Origin of the sequence: Stenotrophomonas geniculata (assembly GCF_034508895.1) — a bacterium.
Lineage (GTDB): Bacteria > Pseudomonadota > Gammaproteobacteria > Xanthomonadales > Xanthomonadaceae > Stenotrophomonas > Stenotrophomonas geniculata.
In genome coordinates, this window is the sequence record NZ_CP140571.1 from 4,170,359 (window position 1) to 4,189,776 (window position 19,418).

At 63.5% G+C, this 19,418-nt stretch carries 19 protein-coding genes and 1 pseudogene; 10 read left to right on the forward strand and 10 right to left on the reverse strand.

The window, feature by feature from the left end; all coding sequences use genetic code 11:
• The first annotated feature begins 3 nt into the window (after positions 1-3).
• Together RI032_RS19260 and RI032_RS19265 are read left to right on the forward strand one after the other, a co-directional pair.
• Complete coding sequence (locus tag RI032_RS19260) at positions 4-1,065, forward strand: XdhC family protein (protein WP_322547559.1); 1,062 nt, start codon at positions 4-6, stop codon at positions 1,063-1,065.
• A complete protein-coding gene (locus RI032_RS19265; protein ID WP_322547560.1) occupies positions 1,041-1,667 on the forward strand; it encodes a nucleotidyltransferase family protein in 627 nt (208 codons plus the stop codon). Before RI032_RS19260 ends, RI032_RS19265 begins: the two co-directional genes overlap by 25 nt.
• 104 nt (positions 1,668-1,771) lie before the next feature.
• On the opposite strand, the gene RI032_RS19270 is transcribed toward RI032_RS19265, so the two are convergent.
• The 3 genes and pseudogenes from RI032_RS19270 to RI032_RS19280 form a co-directional block, all read right to left on the reverse strand.
• The gene (locus tag RI032_RS19270) at positions 1,772-2,242 is read right to left on the reverse strand and encodes a hypothetical protein (RefSeq protein WP_322547561.1); all 471 of its coding nucleotides are present in this window, start codon (positions 2,240-2,242) and stop codon (positions 1,772-1,774) included.
• Positions 2,243-2,599 (reverse strand): hypothetical protein, encoded by a 357-nt coding sequence (locus tag RI032_RS19275; RefSeq protein ID WP_065183593.1) that lies wholly within the window; start codon positions 2,597-2,599, stop codon positions 2,243-2,245.
• 460 nt (positions 2,600-3,059) lie between these two features.
• Positions 3,060-3,812 (reverse strand): annotated as a pseudogene (locus RI032_RS19280) (tetratricopeptide repeat protein); the annotation flags it as partial.
• 210 nt (positions 3,813-4,022) lie between these two features.
• Between RI032_RS19280 and RI032_RS19285 the strand changes: the two are divergent.
• Complete coding sequence (locus tag RI032_RS19285; protein WP_322547562.1) at positions 4,023-5,048, forward strand: ParA family protein; 1,026 nt, start codon at positions 4,023-4,025, stop codon at positions 5,046-5,048.
• Positions 5,049-5,053: 5 nt separating this feature from the next.
• Complete coding sequence (locus RI032_RS19290) at positions 5,054-5,662, forward strand: HEPN domain-containing protein (RefSeq protein WP_322547563.1); 609 nt, start codon at positions 5,054-5,056, stop codon at positions 5,660-5,662.
• 288 nt (positions 5,663-5,950) lie between these two features.
• Here RI032_RS19290 and RI032_RS19295 read toward each other — a convergent pair whose 3' ends face one another.
• Positions 5,951-6,682 (reverse strand): hypothetical protein, encoded by a 732-nt coding sequence (locus tag RI032_RS19295; protein WP_322547564.1) that lies wholly within the window; start codon positions 6,680-6,682, stop codon positions 5,951-5,953.
• Between the two features lie 126 nt (positions 6,683-6,808).
• Positions 6,809-7,465 carry a hypothetical protein gene (locus RI032_RS19300; protein WP_322547565.1) on the reverse strand — a complete coding sequence of 219 codons (657 nt, stop codon included), beginning with the start codon at positions 7,463-7,465 and terminating at the stop codon, positions 6,809-6,811.
• Between the two features lie 59 nt (positions 7,466-7,524).
• On the opposite strand from RI032_RS19300, the gene RI032_RS19305 reads away from it, so the two are divergent.
• Positions 7,525-7,719, forward strand: coding sequence for a hypothetical protein (locus tag RI032_RS19305; RefSeq protein ID WP_322547566.1), 195 nt, complete (start codon positions 7,525-7,527; stop codon positions 7,717-7,719).
• Positions 7,720-8,297: 578 nt separating this feature from the next.
• On the opposite strand, the gene nudI is transcribed toward RI032_RS19305, so the two are convergent.
• On the reverse strand, positions 8,298-8,786 hold the full coding sequence (nudI, locus tag RI032_RS19310; RefSeq protein ID WP_322547567.1) for a nucleoside triphosphatase NudI: 489 nt from the start codon (positions 8,784-8,786) through the stop codon (positions 8,298-8,300).
• A gap of 122 nt (positions 8,787-8,908) precedes the next feature.
• Between nudI and RI032_RS19315 the strand changes: the two genes are divergently transcribed.
• Both RI032_RS19315 and RI032_RS19320 read left to right on the forward strand, forming a co-directional pair.
• Positions 8,909-11,104, forward strand: a complete 2,196-nt coding sequence (locus RI032_RS19315) for an AsmA family protein (RefSeq protein ID WP_322547568.1) — start codon at positions 8,909-8,911, stop codon at positions 11,102-11,104.
• Between the two features lie 74 nt (positions 11,105-11,178).
• A complete protein-coding gene (locus tag RI032_RS19320) occupies positions 11,179-11,664 on the forward strand; it encodes a TspO/MBR family protein (RefSeq protein ID WP_071306127.1) in 486 nt (161 codons plus the stop codon).
• 16 nt (positions 11,665-11,680) lie between these two features.
• Here RI032_RS19320 and RI032_RS19325 read toward each other — a convergent pair whose 3' ends face one another.
• Positions 11,681-11,974, reverse strand: a complete 294-nt coding sequence (locus RI032_RS19325) for a hypothetical protein (protein ID WP_010485774.1) — start codon at positions 11,972-11,974, stop codon at positions 11,681-11,683.
• A gap of 251 nt (positions 11,975-12,225) precedes the next feature.
• Between RI032_RS19325 and RI032_RS19330 the strand changes: the two genes are divergently transcribed.
• Genes RI032_RS19330 through RI032_RS19340 form a run of 3 tightly spaced genes read left to right on the forward strand, consistent with a single transcriptional unit; the run spans position 12,226 to position 17,319 of the window.
• Positions 12,226-14,463: an ATP-binding protein gene (locus RI032_RS19330; protein ID WP_057502821.1), complete on the forward strand. Its 2,238-nt coding sequence runs from the start codon at positions 12,226-12,228 to the stop codon at positions 14,461-14,463.
• Entirely contained in the window at positions 14,460-14,927 is a 468-nt protein-coding gene (locus RI032_RS19335; protein WP_010485778.1) for a response regulator, read from the forward strand. The genes RI032_RS19330 and RI032_RS19335 overlap by 4 nt, the downstream gene beginning before the upstream one ends.
• Positions 14,920-17,319 carry a response regulator gene (locus RI032_RS19340; RefSeq protein WP_322547569.1) on the forward strand — a complete coding sequence of 800 codons (2,400 nt, stop codon included), beginning with the start codon at positions 14,920-14,922 and terminating at the stop codon, positions 17,317-17,319. The genes RI032_RS19335 and RI032_RS19340 overlap by 8 nt, the downstream gene beginning before the upstream one ends.
• Positions 17,320-17,321: 2 nt before the next feature.
• On the opposite strand, the gene RI032_RS19345 is transcribed toward RI032_RS19340, so the two are convergent.
• The 3 genes from RI032_RS19345 to RI032_RS19355 are packed head-to-tail and all read right to left on the reverse strand — an operon-like array spanning position 17,322 to position 19,320.
• Positions 17,322-18,014: a Rossmann-fold NAD(P)-binding domain-containing protein gene (locus RI032_RS19345; protein ID WP_322547570.1), complete on the reverse strand. Its 693-nt coding sequence runs from the start codon at positions 18,012-18,014 to the stop codon at positions 17,322-17,324.
• An 11-nt stretch (positions 18,015-18,025) separates the two neighbouring features.
• Entirely contained in the window at positions 18,026-18,700 is a 675-nt protein-coding gene (locus tag RI032_RS19350) for a ChrR family anti-sigma-E factor (RefSeq protein WP_019337473.1), read from the reverse strand.
• Positions 18,697-19,320, reverse strand: a complete 624-nt coding sequence (locus RI032_RS19355; RefSeq protein ID WP_019337472.1) for a sigma-70 family RNA polymerase sigma factor — start codon at positions 19,318-19,320, stop codon at positions 18,697-18,699. The genes RI032_RS19350 and RI032_RS19355 overlap by 4 nt, the downstream gene beginning before the upstream one ends.
• Positions 19,321-19,418 lie beyond the last annotated feature (98 nt).

Consider the following 19,418-nt stretch of genomic DNA (forward strand, 5'->3'; position numbering starts at 1 on the left):
CGCATGGACCGACCCGTAGCCTCACCCGCGCTGGAAGCTTCAGCGGCAGGCGGAGGGGAGCCCGGCGATCTTGCCGAGGACATGTCCGCAGCGCCGGGCTTCCTCGCCGAAGGCAGCCCGCGCGGCGTCCTCGAGACGGCCTTGACGCGCGTGCGCGCAGGTGAGCACGCCGTGCTCGCGCTGGTGCTGGAAACCGATGGCTCCACGTACGCCGGTGCCGGCGACATGGTGCTGTTCTGCAACGGCGGCCAGGTCGGCTGGCTGAGCGGCGGATGCCTGGAGCCCGAGCTCGCGCGACGCTCGGAGCAGGTGAGCGCGGCAGGGCGCGTCGACTGGATAGAGATCGACACGCGCAGTGACGACGACCTGTTGAGTGGGTCCGCGCTCGGCTGCCGCGGCCGGCTTCGGATTGCGCTTCTGCCGTTGCGTGCCATGTCCGGCATCGACGACGTCATCGAGGCCTGGTTGCGCGAGGGTGTGTCACTCCAGCGCGACCTTCGCAGGTCGGGGCAGGTCGTTTTCCGCGCTGGCCATCGCGAGCAGGCATGGCAGCTGCATCCGATGGAGGGTACGCAGCCCTTTGGCGAGGGCGCATGGCATTTGCCGTTGCTCCGGCTTCCGCGGGCCCTGGTGTTGGGGGGCGGTCCCGAAACGCCCTTCCTGGTTCCGCTGCTGCGCGGCCTGGGGTGGAGGGTCAGCGTGGCCGAACGGCGAGCGCGCTGGGCCTCAGCCGGGCAGTGCGCGGATGCGCATCTTCAGGCCAGCCCGGCCGAGGCCCTTCATGGCGACCCGTGCGACGCGGCACTGGTGATGCATCACGATTTCGAACTGGACCGGGAGGCGCTGGTGGCCCTGGCTGACACCAACGTCGCGTTCATTGGACTGCTGGGTCCGCAGCGAAGGCGCGAGGACCTGTTCAAGCTGCTGACACCGGATCAGCGCCACCGCCTGTCCCCGAGACTTCAATCACCGGTCGGCCTGAACATCGGCGGCCGAGGGCCAGAGGCGATTTCGCTCAGCATCGCCGCGCAGCTGCAGCAATGGCGAAGCGCGCACGGCACGTGACTGACGCGCATGCGGTCGTCGTGCTGGCTGCCGGCGGGAGCACCCGACTTGGCCAGCCCAAGCAGCTTCTGACCCGGCAGGGCGAAACCCTGGTACATCGCGTGGTGCGGTTGGCGCGGGAGCTCGCGCCAGCGCAGGTCCTGGTCGTGGTGGGCGCGAACGCACAGGCCGTGACATCCAGCATTGCCGGGCTGGATGCCACTCCGGTAACCAACCACCACTGGGAACGCGGCCTGGCGAGCAGCCTGCAGGTTGCCGGCGCGCACCTGCTGCCCACGGTGACTGCGGTGATGGTCGTGGCATGCGACCAGCCCGCAATCGAGCGCTCCCATCTGCAGGCGCTGCTTTCCGGTGCCCGCGCCTCGGCATCAGGGTGCGCTGGCACCCGTCATGGAGACGCGCTTGGCATTCCTGCAGTAGTGCCGCGCGCCTGGTTCAATCAAGTGGGTGCAAGCGGTGACCGCGGCTTCGGAGCGCGCCTGCGGCAACTTCATGTAGATACGGTGCATGTCCTACAGGCACCGGTACTGGGCCTGGATATCGATACGCCAGAAGATCTTGCGCGTGCGCGCGATGCGGGCTGGATCGATGCCGGGAGGTGACTCGCATGATCACTAGGCCAATGCCTGTCGCGCAGGTGACGAGCGGCAGGGCTGGAGCCCGAACCCTCGCTGCCCGCAGCCCTGTAGAGTCGGGCCATGCTCGACTACGGCACGCCACATCGCGCCCCATCAGGCACATCGCTAGCAAGAATCTGCAGCACCCGATCCAACAGAACAGGCTCCGGCACGCCAGCCAGTACCTGCTCCAGGTAATCCAACGGCTCCAACTGCCATTGAAGGAGCGCCCGCAACCGCACAACGGCGGGCGCCCGCTGCTTCGCGTCCAGTGAGGTCCACAACAGCAGATGTTGCGGGCGCCTCTCCAGCAAGAGCACCGGAACGCCGTTGCAGCGAATCTGGAAAGCGACATCCCGTTGCCGTTCAACGAACTGGAAGCCCTGTCTTGGCCGAGCCTCCACGAACTGCACGGCTTGGCGGCGCAGTTGTGAGAATCGATCATCGTTGATGCTTTGGAACGCGACAGGCGAGGGCACCGGCGGCGCCGGCCACAGCGCCTGTGCCGCAACCACCACCACAAGACAGAGCGCGGTGGCCGCCCAGCGCCACCAGGCCACTCAGCCCTCCGGATGCAGTCGGGTACTGGCGTGTGCGGTAAGGCCGATTCCAGCCATGATCAGCCCCTCCATCACGCGCGGGCCGACGTATTGCTCCAGCTCGCCGTTCTCGCGGGCGCGCTGCGCGGCCAGCAGGATCTCCAGCACCACCCGAAGACCCGCCAGCGAGCAGTCGGTATCCGCCAAGGCGATGCGCCGGCCCGGCATCTGGTGGCGCTCAGGCCAGGGCTGGCCATCGGAGGCGGCGCCGGAGCCGATGCTGTGCAGCAGGGCGATGAGGGTGTTCGGGTCCAGCGCAGGGCTATTGGCAGGCGCGTCGTGGATGGGGTGCGGGGCAGGGGAGTGGGGCTGGGTCATGGCGGGGCTCCTTGCGTGCATGCAGAAGCCGCCACCGATAAAGGTGGCGGACGATGCGTGGTTCGAAACCCCGTGTGTGGATGACCGGGCAGGCGCAAGGCCTCCACGCACCGCCCGCCATAGTCGACTGACGGATTGCCAGCCGGCACCGCGCGAAGCAGTGCCGGCTGGCAAGTGCGAGCAACATCCACACAACCGGGGTTTCGAATCCCGACCACCGATGCACGGTGGCAGGGCAAGGAATACGCGGACCTATGCGTGATGCCAATGCAGTAGGGCTGATGACGTCACTACTTTCAACATTTTCAGAATCGTTGCATACGACGCAACCAAGCTGGAGCCTTGCGCTGCAACGCTATCGGCGATGTCGGTGGTGCAAGCCTAGCGAGTGTCGGCATCTGCCCGGCGAGGCTGTGAGCGAGGCAGATGCGACAGGATTGCCAACGGCTGCCAGGCGCCAGTAGCCCTTCAACGCGGCCTTGGTCCGCTCCAACCAGACGGCATTGTGGCTGCGCGCGTGGCGCGACCAGTGCTGGGCATCGTCGATGATGCTGGCGAACAAGCTGCGGGCCTGCTCGCGGTCGTCGGGTTGCGGCTGCGCCATCAGCCATTCGGCGTAGAGGCAGCGGGCAGCCGCATCCTTTCCGCATTCCACGGCGCGCTCGAACGCGGCACGGGTGCCGGGCGCTTGGGCAGCCGCCAGTGCCTGCGCGTAAAGCAGGGTTTGTTCCGGCTTGCGGCGCACGTCCGGATGGCGGGCGAACAGGCCGTCCAGCGTCTCCACCGCAAGCGCGGGCTGCCCGGAATCGAGGCGGGCACGGGCAAGGCCGGTCAGGATGTAGGCATCGTCGCCCAGCGGCGAGCTGGCTGCCTGCTCAAGCAGGGTTCTGGCTTCCTCGGCCTGGCCGGCATCCAGCAGCGTCATGCCCAGGCGAACCCGGTTCTGCACGGTGGGCGTGCGGGCCAGTTCGGTGCGAGCGTTGCGCAGGTCCTGGCCCGGGTCCATGAGCAGCTTGGCGGAACGGACGACCTGCCGGGCGCCGCGCGAGTGGCGGACTTCCGGGAAGTAGATCGCCAGGAAGTAGACGACGCTGCCGAGCAGCGGGAACGAGAAGAGCAGGATGAGCCAGTAGAGGCTCTGGCCCGAGCGGATGGCGTGCACCGCGAAGTAGATGGCTGCCAGTACGTGGAGTCCGATTCCTATATAGGGCATGTGGGGTGCCTCGTCCTTGTAAGGGGTGGAACTATAGTGGGGGAGGGGTGGGGCGCCAATGGGGTGGTGCCGAACGGGCGTGACGCATCACGTTAATAGGTCTATTCCTGCGGAATGAGTGGTTGCATGTCACTTCATCCAAGATTTCCATGCCAGTCGTGGGGTAAGATGCATTCTATTAATCACTGAGGCGGAATTGGGGAGGCGAAAATGGCGAAGCGATTGGTTTTATTCAATCACAAGGGTGGGGTAAGCAAAACCACGACTGTCTACAACCTCGGCTGGATGCTCGCTGAGCAGGGGCACAGGGTTTTACTGGTTGACGCCGACCCGCAGTGCAATCTCTCCAGCTTGATATTAGGCGATGACTTCGACGCCTATTACTTTGATGAAGCGACTCGACTCCAGAACATCAAGGATGGCGTCGCACCTGCATTCACCGGAAAGCCAACACCCATCCAGCCGGTTTTTTGCAAATCCCCCCTTCGTCAGCCTTTAGTAAAACTATTGGCCGGCCATGCAACACTTTCCGAGTACGACGCGTCTTTGACTTTCGCGCAAAACTCGAATGCACTGGCCACGCTGCAAAACTTGCCCGGGGCTTTCCATGAGCTAATTCGCCAGGTCGAAGAGTCTGATGATATTGAGTATACGCTCATTGACCTCAATCCAGGCCTGAGCGCGATTAACCAAAATCTTTTCCTGAATTCGGACTTTTTCCTGATACCAACCAACCCTGACCCGTTCTCAATTATGGCATTGCAGACGCTGGAATCCATATTTCCACGCTGGGCAACATGGAAGGTGGGCAATGAAGATGTATTTAACAATTCGGCTTATCCACTTCGACCAGGCCTCCCTAAATTTGCCGGAACCATGGTGCAACGATTTAATGTTCGAAAAGGTCGGGCCGCTGCACCATACCGCGACAATATCGCCGATATTAAATCAGTAACTCAGAGGCAACTCTATCCAGCACTCACGAACAAAGGGCTTGCGCTGCCTGAGAGCGAATACACGGATCAACTGCGCGCCGACGGCTTCTGTCTAGCAGAAATTCCGGACTTTGGCGCCTTGCTGCCACTCTCCCATGATGCCGGCGTACCTGTGTTCGCTCTGCAGAATGACGAATTGCGCGCTACAGGCGTCGTTCAGGATGGCATGATCGGCAAGCGGGGGCAGATCTATGATCAGTTTTCCACCGTCACCAGTACTTTGAAGAAGCTAATGGGCTGAAGGCCATGCTCAATGCCAAGGGGGTCTTCCACAAAAATGTCCAGCAGGCCAGCGAGCTTGGTGTTCTTTATGATCACTTAAGTAGTACAGTGGCCATCCCCCAGCAATTCGATGACTTGCTTCGCTCGCAAATCGTTAACGCCGTTAGCGCGTTTGACAAGCTCTTGCACGATCTAATTCGCATTGGCATGGTGCGGATATTCGAGAATCAAAGGCCATCGACAGGAAAGTACTTAAACGAGACCGTCGCCATCCAGCACCTAGCAGGACTGGCTGCCAGCGCAGTTCCGCCAGCTCCGGTTCGTTTCGAAGAGATCGTTCGTGAAAAACTCAGCACCTTGTCGTTCCAGGATCCAAAGAAGATCGCCGATGGCCTTAGCTACATCTGGGAGGAGAAGCAAAAATGGCAACGCATTGCTCAAGGCCTTGGAATGACCGACGATGTAGCAAAACGCAAGCAGAGACTGATCGTTACTCGCCGAAACGCAATCGTTCATGAAGCAGATCTCGATCCAGTGACTAGCCAAAAGCAGGCCATCACCAGGGCAGAGGCGACAGAAGTATCCAATTTCCTCTTAGCTCTCGGCAATAGAATCTGCGATCTAGTGGTCTGATCGAGTCGCACCGCCCAGCCCCCTCGGGTGGCTCGAGCAAAGGAACGGCGACTGTCCGCGTACTCTACATGTTGCGGGGCAGGGCAGTGCTGACAAAAAGCCATGGCACCATCACCCTAGTGGCGAGTTTTGCGCAGTTCTGCTCAATGTGGCGCATTGCTTACTTGATCGGGGCCTCGGGGCGCTTTGCAGTTCGCCCCGAGGCCCCGGAATCCATGACACCTCCCCCCAGGTCCACCGAGGGGGGGGGCTCATCAGGCGCTGGACTGAGACTTCGCCATGAATAGCCTAGAAATTGCCGGACTGAACTCGTTCGCGCTCCGCAATAAGGCGGCTCTTGATGTCTTCGGCTTCGACCTCAAGCGTCTCCAGGGCCGGGACTATTGCTTCAAAGAAGACGCCTCCCTTGAACTGCTCCTCCTTGCAGAGGTCAATGAAGTGCATCGCATGCATCATCGATATCTCGGCGTTGGCGATCGCCCGTTGATCCGTAGCCCGAAGACTGGCGACATCGTCAACAGACCACGCGATTCGCTGGAATGCGGTCTCAAGGAGCTTGCATTTCCCTCGCTTGAGTCGAGGAGAAAGGCCCTTGAAATCAATGTCACTGTCGGGAGGAATCTCTAAGAAAATGCGCGCCTGCTTCGACGCCAAGGTGGCCTTGGTAATCATCGCGTCAATTTTCCTGAGACGCGATTCGCGGCGCTCGGCAAGTTGAGCGGCCTCAGACACGACTCGTTGCGCGTGCGCCTCCTTTGCGTAGCGATTGGCACCAAGACCAATTGCCCATGTCCCAGCTGCCGCTACTGCGCCCGCAATTGCAGACAGCCATTCTGCCGCATCTCCAGCCTTCTTGGGGAATCGAATTCCATCCGGCGAGCTGAATAGAATCCAGCTAAGAATTCCTCCTAGCAAGAAGCAGATAACGGCAACGAGAGATGCATCCCCTCTAGAGATCTGCCCGCTGTCCTTGTCCATGTCTCCCCTTGCACTGAATTTTGGGTAGAGGGGTTCTCGCATGATCGCCCCTTTTCTGGCCTCTTGCTGATCCGCGCTAGCGCGTCGGCCAACTCCCTCCGGGGGGGAGGGGAGCGGGTTGCCACGCGAACTGGCAATTAAGGATGGGCAATGTTGACGTTAGAAGATCTACGAAATCTCCCGCTCTGCTATGAGTAGCGCCATGAACTTATCGGAATTCGAGTGAATATCGTCAATAACCTCCTCGAAGGTACGAAGCTCTTCGATAATTCGCGGATCAACAAGAGCGTCCCCCTCAACGGCCTCAGGACCAATGAACTCCATGGCGATGTCAATCGACCTGGAGAGCGAGACAAGGCCGTTGTTCACATTAGCAAGTGTCGCGACCGCCGCAACAGAGAGATAGCTCAATGCTTCTTGCGAAACCTCCAACCTTCCCGCTCGAACCTTGACCCTCTCGAACAGAGCTCGAACATCGAAGTAGACAGGCCGAGAATCTTCACACACCCTGAAGAATTCCTCAAAACTATTCTTGATCGTCATTGGAGGCGCCGCCAACGCGGCAGCCAGAGTCAAATTGGCCTTCTTCGCGGTTTGGGAACGAGCAGCAGCGAGATTAACCTCTCCAACTCGGTGCAGGTGAGCTTGCCCTGCAAAGTAAACAGCGGCCAAGCCGGTGACTAAGGCGCCAATCGCTGCAACCCAATCGGCGGTACTGCCATTGTCGGCAACAAGATCCACTCCTCTCGGTGCGCCCAACGCAAACCAGCCTACACATGCCCCGGCCACGAATGCCGCGCCCCCTATGCCTGCGACGATCGTCAACCCAAATCTTCGCTCCATACCAACCCCGATGACTTCATTGTGGACCAAGAGATTCTGACATGACGGAACATCTTTTGGCCTTCCCGATGAATGTCGCCTGCTCAGCTGAAGAGGCTCAGGCTATTTCGCTTGCAGTGGCGGAGATTGCCGCAACCAACCGTGGTGATCTTCTGGCGACAGCCCGGCGTGCGGAACAGCAGATCGCCGGGTTCAAGCTGATGGGCTTCGATCGTGAGCACGCGCCCAGTTTGTAAGCCGAAACCAGCCAAGGGCCGGTCAAGTCGATACGGTGGTGCGGGTCGAACTCAATCATGCCGCGATCTCATCCTTGGCCGGGGACTGAGGGCGCAGGCAAGAGCCGAGCCAGAGGCCCAGCCATTGCCACGCGGAGCCAACAAAGGCCCAGATCCGGCGGATACGCGATTTCGCATAATGTATATTATGTTCAAAGCCTCTCCGAGGACGCTCGCGTACCGCTCGCCTCAATCACCGGCCTTGCTATGCCAAGCCAAGAAGCCAGCCTCCCCAGCCTGCCCCTCGCGGCCTGGCAGCTACGGCTTCCTCCATCGTCCGAAATGATCTCTTCCTCTTCAAAGGCGGGTCCATTCAGTCCTTGATAGGCAACGAAAGCCAACGCTCTCAATGGCAGCAAGGCAAACAAAGCTGTAGGCGCCCAAAGCAGGACCTTCATCGTTCTCCCGCCTCCAATTGCATCGGCCGGTCACGTGCCATGACAGGAACGTGTTTCCGTCCAGCGTGACGCGTCACGTTAATGGTCTATGGCAGTCCGCTGCCGCAGGCCCTCCATCTCAACCTGGCGCCCCTTTCTGCACTAGCTCGAAAGCAGCCCCTTCGCCAGAAGCGTGATTCGAGTCGCCGCATTGAGGTCGTACGCACCCAGATCCTTCGGTTCCACCCAGGCATGGGCATCAAACTCTTCGTTGATCGTAACGTCACGGTTCAGTGCTTCGCAGTCGAAGATCAGGTAGATCATGTGAATCTGCTCGCTGGAACCGTCCGGATAGAGCTTGGTGCGGATGTCGTCGCGGAAGGTCCATGGTTGAACGGCACCGATCTGCAGCGCGTGCCCCAGCTCTTCGCGGATCTCCCGGCGCAGGCCTTCCTCGATGCGTTCGTCGGGCTCCAGCCCACCGCCGGACAGTGCCCATTGGCCTGGGAATGCACCACGGTGCAACGGCATGCGGCACAGCAGATAGGCGCCCTGGTTCTGGATCAGCGGGCATACGATGACGCGTTGTCTCACAGGGTCTTCCTTGGATGTTGGCAGATGCCGGAAGGATTGTATGAAACCCGGCGGCATCCCGATGGGTTGCAATTGATATAGCGTGGCAGGTCACAACGAATCTGCGCGACGCGCCGGCTTCACACCCTGCCGCCACCCACTTCGCAATAGTGCGGGGGTCCTCGTTGTTCGAGTGGTACATGTCCCCTCCTCCTGCGCCCGCACATCGCCTGCCCCGGCGATGGCGCATTGCCATCTACATCCTGCTGGGCTTGTATGTTGCCTACCTCCTGGCCGGCAACATCTTCCTCAACACGCCACTGTTCGACCAGGTCACCAATCGCAAGCCACACAAGTTCGTGATGACCACGGGCCCGGCCATCACCCTGCTGCCCGGCCACGTGATCGCCTGGAACGTGCACATGCGCGGCCACGTCAACCACACCGTCTACGTGCTGCATGCCGACCGGGCAAGCGCCAGGCTGGCAGTCCTGCCGCTGTTCCAGCGCGAAGTACGGGTTCCGCGCCTGCAGGCCACGGGCGTATCGGCCGAGATCAGCCGCGTTGACGAGGCCATTCCGCCGCCCCCGCGCAGCGACCAGGGCTGGACGCTGCGTTTCGATGCCATCCACAGCGACAGCATCCGCAGCGCCCGTTTCGGCAAGCTGCTGATCATCGGCAAGGGCCAGGGCACGGTCGGCTTCATCAAGCAGCTGCGCGGTGGCCCCTCGGAACTGCTCGATTCAACCGTCACGTTCAAGGGTGCGGACACCAGCTTCGATGGCGTGGAGGTGCTGGATGACATGAACCTTGCCGCACGCTTCAGCTATCCGCGTCATTACCGGGACCAGGCTCCGGGGCTCGCCAAACTGAAGATCCTGCATGCCCAGCTGGACGTTGATGCACGCAGCCAGGGACTGCGCATGGATACGGATGTCACAAAGCCGAAGATCTCCAGCGCGCCCGTGCCCGGCCGCCTGCAGCTGGCGCTGCACCTGATCGACGGCCAACTGCAGCCCAAGGACCACGCGCTGTGGCAGGTGCCGCTCTATCTGGGTGACGGCGCCCCCGATCGCGGCGTGCTGGCCCTGCAGCTCAACGTGGCCAACGACCTGCGCCTGCAGGCCCGCCTGCCGCCAAAGCCCGGCTCAGGCAGCGAAGTGGACGCGGACCTGCACATCACAGGCCGTGATATCCCCTTCCAGGACCTCGCTCAGTTGTTGGAGCGCAGTTCCGGCACGGTGCGCGGCGAATGGACGTTCACCTCACTCAACTGGATCCCTGCCCTGTTCGTCCGCAAGCCGTGGCTGCAACTGGATGGCGGCGGCACACTGAAGGCCGACCTGCGGCTGCGCAACGGCGAGCTGAGCGAAGGCAGCACGGTGGACATTCCCTCTGCCGAAGCAGTTGCCGAGGTCGCCGGCGTCCGGCTTGCCGGTGCCGCCAGCGCGCACGGGGAACTGAAGTCAGGCGCTCCAAATCTGGCCCTGCTTGCCGTCCGCCTGCCCCGCTTCACCGCGCGTCCCACCGATGCCAAGGACGTTCGGCTGTTCGATGGTCGTGATCTGGCGCTGGATCTGACCGGCGACGGTCGCCTGCAGGAGCTGCGCAAGGGCGTGCGCGCGCACCTGAGCTTCAGCGAAGCCACCATTCCAGATCTGTCGGCCTACAACCGTTATCTCGGTTCAAAACAGGTGCGCCTGCTGCGCGGCACCGGCTCACTCAGCGGTGATGCCACCCTCGATACCGATGGCCGCGTTGGCCATGGCACGGCCCGCCTGCAGGGGCGCAACACCAGCGCCAAGGTCGCCGGCCTGGACATGGGCGGCGATGTGGACGTGAACGCAACGCTGCGCCGGGGCGACTTCAACCAGCGTCATTTCGACCTGTCCGGCACCACGGTCGAGCTACGCAACGTGCAGGTGGCGGGTACAGAGCGCGCAACCGCCTGGAAAGGCCGCGCGGCCTTCAAACGCGGCCGTATCGATGCGCAGTCGCCATTCCAGGTGGATGCCACCACGGATCTGGATCTCAGCGATGCCCGTCCGTTGCTCGCGCTGTTCGCAGAGCGCACCGACTACCCACGCTGGACGCTGTCCCTCCTCGATTCCGGTCAGGTGCAGGCACAGGCGACGCTGCGCTGGCGCCCTGGCCATCTGGTCATCGATGGACTGCAGGCCGAGAATGATCGCCTGTCGGTACGCGCGCGGCTGGATCTTCTGGAACAGCGCAAACGCGGCGATCTCTACCTGCGCTGGGGACTGCTGGGTGCGGGCATCGAGCTGGACGGTGACCGGCGCCAATGGCATCTGTCCAAGGCACGTGAGTGGTTTGATCAACAGCCTTCCCTGCTGCCAGCAAGCCAGGGCACGAGCGCCGCCGGCTCTTCAGACTGAGAAGGCCCGCAGCCTGCATCCATTCGCGGCCTCTGTGCGTATACGGGAGCATGCGCATCAGGGAGCTGTACGGTATGAAGCGGAGTTCACAGATTTCCGGTCTTCTGGGATGGGTGACGATCACCTTCGCGGCGGCCGCCCTGGGCGCGTGGGCATCCACATCGGCGGCCACCTTCTACGCCACCCTTGCCCTCCCCGGGTGGGCACCACCGGCCAGCGTCTTTGGCCCGGTGTGGACGCTGCTTTACGCCATGATGGCGATTGCCGCGTGGCTGGCCTGGCGCGAACGTGGCTGGCGTGGGGCACGACCCGCGCTGGTGCTCTATCTGGTGCAGCTGGCCGTCAACGCACTGTGGAGCTGGCTCTTCTTCGGCTGGAGGCTGGGCGCGCTTGCCTTCGCCGACATTCTTGTATTGATTGTGCTGGTGTGCGCGACGATCGTCACGTTCGCGCGCACCCGCCCGATTGCGGGGGTGCTGCTGATTCCTTACCTGGCCTGGATTTCGTTCGCCTCGGCGCTCAACTTTGCGGTATGGCGAGCCAATCCCGGACTGCTGTGACAAGGTCGCCTGCCGCTCACGCCTGGGCAATGGCCTGCGGGCGCCAGGTCCGCAGCAGGGCCGGCTTGAATGCCTGCTGGCCGCAGCCGGTGGGGCACCGCACCACCCGTGCCGCAGTATGGCTGACCAGGCCCCGCCCTTCTTCCGCCTTGAAGATCGTCTCGCAGGACAGGCAACGGGCAACCAGCGAATACAGGTGCAGCAGCCGGCCACTGGCCGGGTCCTGCAGCGCATCCACATCCAGCAGTTCAAACTGGCAGCTGTCAGCCAGCATGCGGTACGGGGACAGGGGCGCGGGCTGCAGGTTCACGGGGCGGTCGCTCAGGGAAGTGGATCCACTCTAGGCAATGACCTGTCGAGCTGATGTGCAGCGGAGATGTATTCTTCGCGAAAACTGCAAGTGCTCGACCTCGTCCCCACATGAAGAATTCAGCTTGGACAGAAGCACGCTTCACACGCATACACTGGTAGGCGAATGCATGATTTTGCTTCACCATTGAGGGGTACCGGATGTACCACTGGGCCTTTCCAGCCATCCACGAATGATGAGTCCCGCCCTTGATGCCTTCTGCTGAGTCCGCGCACGACACTGCCTTGTCCAGTTGCGCGCGCGAACCGATCCACACCCCCGGCGCGATCCAGCCCTATGGTGTGCTTCTGGTCGTTGAACCGCAGTCCCTGCAGGTGCGCGAGCGCGCCATCAGCCATCCCGGCCTGCTGCAGCAGTTCGGCGAACCGTTGACGCAGCATGTCAGCGAGGTGTTTGGCGGCGTGCTGGCGCCGTTCCAGGGCCTGTTCCAGCAGGCCGTGATCGGTAGCAGTGCCCATGTCGGTGCCGTGCATCTGGATGGCCACGGCCGGCATCAGTTGCTGGTGCACCGTTCCGCCAACGATCTGCTGGTCGAACTGGAAGCACCGGTTCCCGGCCAACCGGGCTCACTGGAAGAACTGTATCCGGCCATCCGCGAGCTGATGACCGGCATTGAATCGGCGGCGACCGTGGAAGACCTGTGCAGGCTTGCGGCCGCGCACATGCGGCGGCTCACCGGCTTTGACCGCACCCTGGTCTATCAGTTCGATGCCGGCTGGAACGGCATCGTGGTGGCTGAGGATGGCAACGGCCTGTTGCCGTCCTACCTGGACCTGCGCTTCCCTGAGTCGGACATTCCCGCGCAGGCCCGCGAACTGTATCGGCGCAACCGGGTCCGCCTGATTGCGGACAACAACTACACCCCTGCCCCGCTGATGCGGGCCGAGGACCATCGCGACGCGCCGCCCACCGACCTGAGCCTGGCCGTGCTGCGCAGCGTCTCGCCGGTACACCTGCACTACATGCGCAACATGGGAACCGGTGCGTCGATGTCGGTATCGTTGGTGCATGAAGGTCGGCTGTGGGGCCTGGTGTCCTGTCACACCGTGCAGCCGCGCCGCCTGCCCTACCACGTGCGTACTGCCTGCGAGTTCATGGGCCAGATCCTGTCGCTGCAGATTGCGTTGAAGGAGCGTGCGCGTGCGATCGAAGAGCGCGTGGCCCGGCGTTCTGTGCTGGTCAAGCTGCTGGCACGCATGGCCGGTGATGAGGACTTCATGGCCGCGCTGCGCGACGACGAGGCCAGCCTGCTGTCGCTGACTGGCGCGGCCGGCGCGGTGATCGTGCACAAGGGCGATTGCCTGCGTGTCGGCCAGTGCCCTTCTGCCAGCGACGTGCTGGCCCTGGCGAATTGGCTGGCCACGCAGCAGGCCGGCCAGGAAACCTACTGCACCGATCACCTGGCAGCCGACTGGTCACCTGCCGCGCACCTGGCCGACGTAGCCAGCGGCGTGCTGGCGGTGTCCATTTCGCAGTTGCATGACAGTTACCTGATGTGGTTCCGGCCGGAAGTGGTGCGCACCGTGCGCTGGGGTGGCGATCCCCGCAAGGAAGCAGCACCGGGCGTGGCGCTGTCTCCGCGCAACTCGTTCGAGGCCTGGAAGGAGACCGTGCAGCAGCGCAGCCTGCCGTGGAGCGATGCTGACTGCGACGCGGCACACGAGATGCGCACGGCCATCGTCGATATCGTGTTGCGCAAGGCCGAGGAAATGGCCGAACTGAACGAGCAGCTGCTCCGCAGCAACAAGGAACTGGAAGCCTTCTCCTACTCGGTCAGCCACGACCTGCGCGCTCCGTTCCGTCACATTGTCGGCTATTCCGAACTGCTGGGCAGCTCGGCGGGCGAGCGCCTGAACGATACCGAGCGCCGCTTCCTGGACACGATCGTGGAATCGGCCAAGTCCGCCGGAACACTGGTGGATGACCTGCTCAGCTTCTCGCAGATGGGGCGCTCCACCCTGGGGCGTGTGCGGATGGACATGACCGCGCTGGCCGAGGACGTGCGCCGGAGTCTGGCGCTGGACTACGCCGGCCGCGACGTACAGTGGACGCTCGCACCGCTGCCGGAGGTCGAAGCCGATCCGACGATGCTGCGCCTGGTCTGGCAGAACCTGCTGGCCAACGCGATCAAGTTCACCCGCGAGCGCGACCAGGCTGTTATCGAGGTCGGTCACGAACGCAGCGACGACGAAGACCACTTCTTCGTGCGCGACAACGGCTGCGGCTTCGACATGCGCTACGTGGACAAGCTGTTCGGCGTGTTCCAACGCCTGCATCACGTCGAAGAGTTCGAAGGCACGGGCATCGGCCTGGCCAATGTACGCCGCATCATCAGCCGCCATGGCGGCCGTACCTGGGCCGAGGGCGAGCCCGGCAAGGGCGCCACCATTCACTTCACCCTACCCCGTTCCACAGGAGATCACCCATGAGGGACCTGCGGCCGATCCTCCTGGTTGAGGACAGCCCCAAGGATGCAGAGCTGACTCTGGCCGCATTGTCGCGCTGCCAGTTGCTGAACGATGTCATCCATGTACGCGACGGCGCCGAAGCGCTGGACTACCTGCGCTGCGAAGGCAAGTTTGCCGGCGCCATGCACGGCGGCCCGGTGGTGGTGCTGCTGGACCTGAAGCTGCCCAAGGTCAACGGCCTGGAGGTGCTGGAACAGGTACGTAGCGACCCGGATCTGAGCAGCACGCCGGTGGTGATGCTGACCTCTTCGCGTGAAGAGCAGGACCTGGTTCGCAGCTACGAACTGGGCGTCAACGCATTCGTGGTCAAGCCGGTCGACTTCAAGGAGTTCTTCGACGCCATCCAGGGGCTGGGCATGTTCTGGGGCATCACCAACCAGCCGCCGCCGCATCGGCCCAACGGCTCGGGGCAGCACAATGCGTGATGGATCGCGCCGCAGCGAGCGCCTGCGCATCCTCATGCTGGAGGACAGCGCGCTTGATGCGGAGCTGATCAGCGCACAGTTGCAGCGCGCCGGCCTCGACTTCGAGGCCGAGCGCCTGTGGACCCGCAATGCGTTCATCGAGGCCATCGACAACCGTGCGTTTGACGTGATCCTCGCCGATCATGTCCTGCCAGGCTTCGATGGTGACGCAGCACTTGCCCTGGCACGCGAACGCGTGCCGCAGACGCCTTTCATCTTTGTTTCCGGCACGCTGACCGAGGAACTGGCGGTACAGGCACTCACGCGCGGTGCGCGCGACTACGTGGTGAAGCAACGCCTGCAACGCTTGCCCGATGCGATCCGCCGCGCCCGCCAGGAGGCGCACGAGCGTACCCAGCTGGCCAATGCGCAGGCCGCGCTGAACGAAAGCCAGGCCCAGCTGCAGCAGGTAACCGATGCCGTCCCGGCGCTGATCGCCCAGTTGGACAAGGACCATCGCTACCGGTTTGCCAACAAGGCGTTTCTGGACTGGCACGGATTCAGCCTTGCAGAACTGTTGGGTCGCGCGGCACAGGATGTCAGCGGGACTTCTGCCTTCGAGCACGCCCTGCCCAGCCTGGAGCGGGTATTGCGGGGCGAACGCACCAGCTTCCAGGTCGAACTGATCCACCGCAGCGGCGAATCACGGTTCGTGCAGATGGACTGCGTGCCTGAGCAAGCCGCCGATGGCAGCGTGGTCGGCTACATCTGCATGGGCAGCGATGTTTCACTGTTGAAGAAGGCCGAACTGGCGCTGCGCGAGGACAACCAGGTACTCGAACGACAGGTGCAGGCGCGCACCACCGAACTGAGGGCCAGCAAGCGGCGCCTGCAGGCGATCTTCGAATCCAGCTTCCAGCATCAGGTGCTGCTGGATCTGTCCGGACGCGTGGTTGATGCCAATGACGCGTCACTGGCCGCGGTGCTGGCAGACAAGGGGGACGTCATTGGCCAGCGCTTTGGCGAATCGATCTGGTTCGGCACAACCGATGGCATCGGCGCGCTGATCGACCGGGCCGTCGCCGCAGCCGTACAGGGCCGGAGTTCGTTGCATGCACTGGAGCTGGAGCTCCCGACCGGCCGGCGCAGCTTCGATTTCTCGTTCCGTCCGCTGCTGGATACCGAAGGCGTGGTCACAGCCGTGGTTTCCGAGGCGGTGGAAACCACCGCGCGGCTGCAGGCTGAACATGCGCTGCGCCAGTCACAGAAGATCGAGGCGGTCGGCCAGCTCACCGGCGGCATCGCGCATGATTTCAACAACATCCTTACGGTCATTTCCGGCAACGTTGAGCACGCCATGCTGCTCAACGAGCGCGCAGGCGAACCCGGTGCGATGGTCAGCCGTGCGCTGGACAATGCGCTGAAGGGCGTGGGCCGTGCCGCCAGCCTGACCCAGCGCCTGCTGGCCTTTGCCCGACGCCAGCCGCTGCACAGCCAGGCCGCCAACCTCAACGAGCGCCTGCTGGACATGCACGACATGCTGCAGCGTGCGCTGGGTGAGCTGGTGCAGCTGGAGATCCGCAGCGCGCAGGACATCTGGTGCGTGGAGATCGACGTCAGCCAGCTGGAGGCCTCCGTACTGAACCTGGCGGTCAATGCCCGCGATGCGATGCCACATGGCGGCCGGCTGGTGATCGAGGTCGACAACAGCCACCTCGACCACGATTACGCCGCCCTGTTCCCGGATGCAACGCCGGGCGAGTACGTGATGCTGCGGGTGCGCGACAACGGCCACGGCATGGACGCGGCTACCCTGGCGCGCGTGTTCGAACCGTTCTTCACTACCAAGCAGGTCGGCCGCGGCACCGGGCTTGGTCTGTCGATGGTGCATGGCTTCGTCAAGCAGTCCGGCGGCCACGTGCTGATCGATTCGGTGGAAGGCGGCGGCACCAGTATCACCATGATGTTCCCGCGCTCACCGCTGGCCCTGCCCTGCGAAGCACGTGCGCCGCAGGTTGGCCTGGCCGGTTACGCGCCGCGCGAGGAAACCGTCCTGGTGGCCGAGGACAACGACGATGTGCGCGCGCACACGGTTGATTCACTGCGCCTGCTGGGCTACCGCGTACTGGAAGCGCATGACGGACCATCCGCGCTGAGGTTGCTGGAGCGGCCGGACACCAGGGTCGACCTGCTGTTCTCCGACGTGGTGATGCCCGGCATGTCGGGCTGGGAGCTGGTCCGCGAGGTCCGCGAGCGCTGGCCAGAAGTTGCCGTGCTTTTCACATCGGGCTATCCACGCGACCACGAAGCGGTGGGCAGTCAGGGGCGGTTCCCAGCGCTGCTGCCGAAGCCGTTTACCCGCAGTGACCTTGCGCAGGCGGTACGCACCGCGCTGGACGCTGCCGCGCACTGAGCTCACGCGGCCGGATCACGCATGCCTGCCGCGATCCGGTTGATGTCCGCGCACTCCACCGTCGCAGGCGGATGCTCTCTTCCGGCCAGTGCGATCATCGCCTGGCCCACCGCCAGATTGCTGGTGACCAGTGAAGGGACGAGTGCGCCAGCCAGTTTCATCAACGGCGCGCCACCCCAGTACAAGGGCTTGAGCACCGCGTGGCGCGTGCCGGTTCCCGATACCGGCCGCACGCCGCCCGGGCGCAGCATCACGGTACGCACCGGCAGGGCCTGCAGTGCGACCTCGGTCTCGCCCTTGATCCTCAACGGCATCAGCCGGCTCCGAGGGTCCGCACCGGCACCGGATACATACAAAAAATACCCTTCGGGATTCGCAGCCGCCCACGCACGGGCCACCGCCAATGTCGTGTCCAAGGTCACGCGCCGGTATTCGGCCTCAGTGGTGCCGACCGGTGGTGCGCCGGCGCAATAGAAGCAGGCATCGAACCCGGCCAGTTCTTCCAACCGCCCCTGGATACGCAGGAAGTCCGGAACGATCAGTTCGCTGCCGGCACCGCTCAGACTTCCCGGGTGGCGGACCAGCGCTGTCAGGCCGGACACATGTGGTGAGCGTTGGCAAGCCAACGCCACACCCTGCCCGACCAGGCCTGCGGCACCGGTCAACAGAATCCGTAATGCGCCCGTCCCGGCCATCGTCGCCCCCGCTAGAGTTTCACGAAACGCTGGATCTTCCGCGCCAGCCAGCCACTGAACACCAACGGCGCATCCAAGGCGGACACGCAGATGCAGGGAACCCCGGGCGCAGTCACCGGCTGATGCTCCACGTCTTCATCCAGATCCGCCACGTCGCCGGGCGCGAACAGCCCCAGCGCATCGTTGTACGAGCCCCGCAGGATCTGGGTCAGCTCGCTGCGGCCGTGGCTGTGCATCGGCAGGCACTTGCCAGGGGCGATCTTCAGCATGATCAGCGAAGGCATCTGCTCTGCACGGATGCAGTGCACACCCGGCGCCATCCAGCGCCAGCGCAGGCCACTGAGCGACGCACCGAAATACGGGTGAAGCGAAGCAGGAAGATGGTCCGGATCGGCCTCGGGCCGCTCCTTCGGCACGGGGCGTGCGACCCCAGCCATGGCCATCGGCGCTTCCGCGGCCAGTTGCATCAGCATCGCCTCACGCAGCTGTTCGCGTCGCGTGTCGGCTGCGGGTGGCTGGGTCTGCTCCAGCAGCACCGAGCCGATCGCCTCTGCGTCGCGCAGGCGGTGACGGCAATGCGGGCACTGCTCCAGATGAGCACCGGCCACGATGCTCAATGGCGCCGGCAGCGCGCCGGCGGCATAGCTCATCAGGGTGGATTCGTGCAGGTGGTGATGCGGGTTCACGACGCACCTCCCACTTTGGCCTGCAGTTGCAGAAACGCGCGGCGCAGGTGTGATTTGACCGTCCCCAGCGGCATGCCCAGCGCCTCTGAGATCTCGCTGTGGCTCTTGGCCTCGAAATAGGACATCCGCACCAGCCGCGCCTGCACCGCGGGCAACTCGTTGATGCGCTGGCGCAGCCGTGCCTGGTCTGCGAACTGCTCGGCGCTGCTGCGCTCGATCACGTCAAGTGTGGCAGCATCCTCCACCGCTGACTGCACCTGCATCCAGCTTCGCTCGCGACGGATGCGATCGATATGCAGGTTCCGCGCAATCCGGTACAGCCACGTACTCAGCGCGCCCTGGGCCGCATCGTAGTCGGCCGCTCGCAGCCACAGGCGCAGCAGGCATTCCTGCGCCAGTTCCTCGGCAACCGCATCCGGTGCACCCAGGCCGCGCAGGTACACGCACAATCGCGGCATGAAGTAATCGTAGATCCGCATGAAACAGTCGCGGTCGCGCAGCCGCGCCACGCCGTCCATGTCACCGGCCCAGTTCGTCGGCTCGCTGCTCGGCTGCTGGGAACTGGACACGGTGCGTGCGCTATCGAAGTTGAGGAGTGTGCTGGCGGCGTCAGGGTACATCTGGGTTCGCGGCGGGCGGGTGAAGGTCTGTCCTCTGTACGCGCAGGGGCAGCAACTGGATGCAGCCGGCGCTGTGCATCCAACCGGCCGCCGCTGCC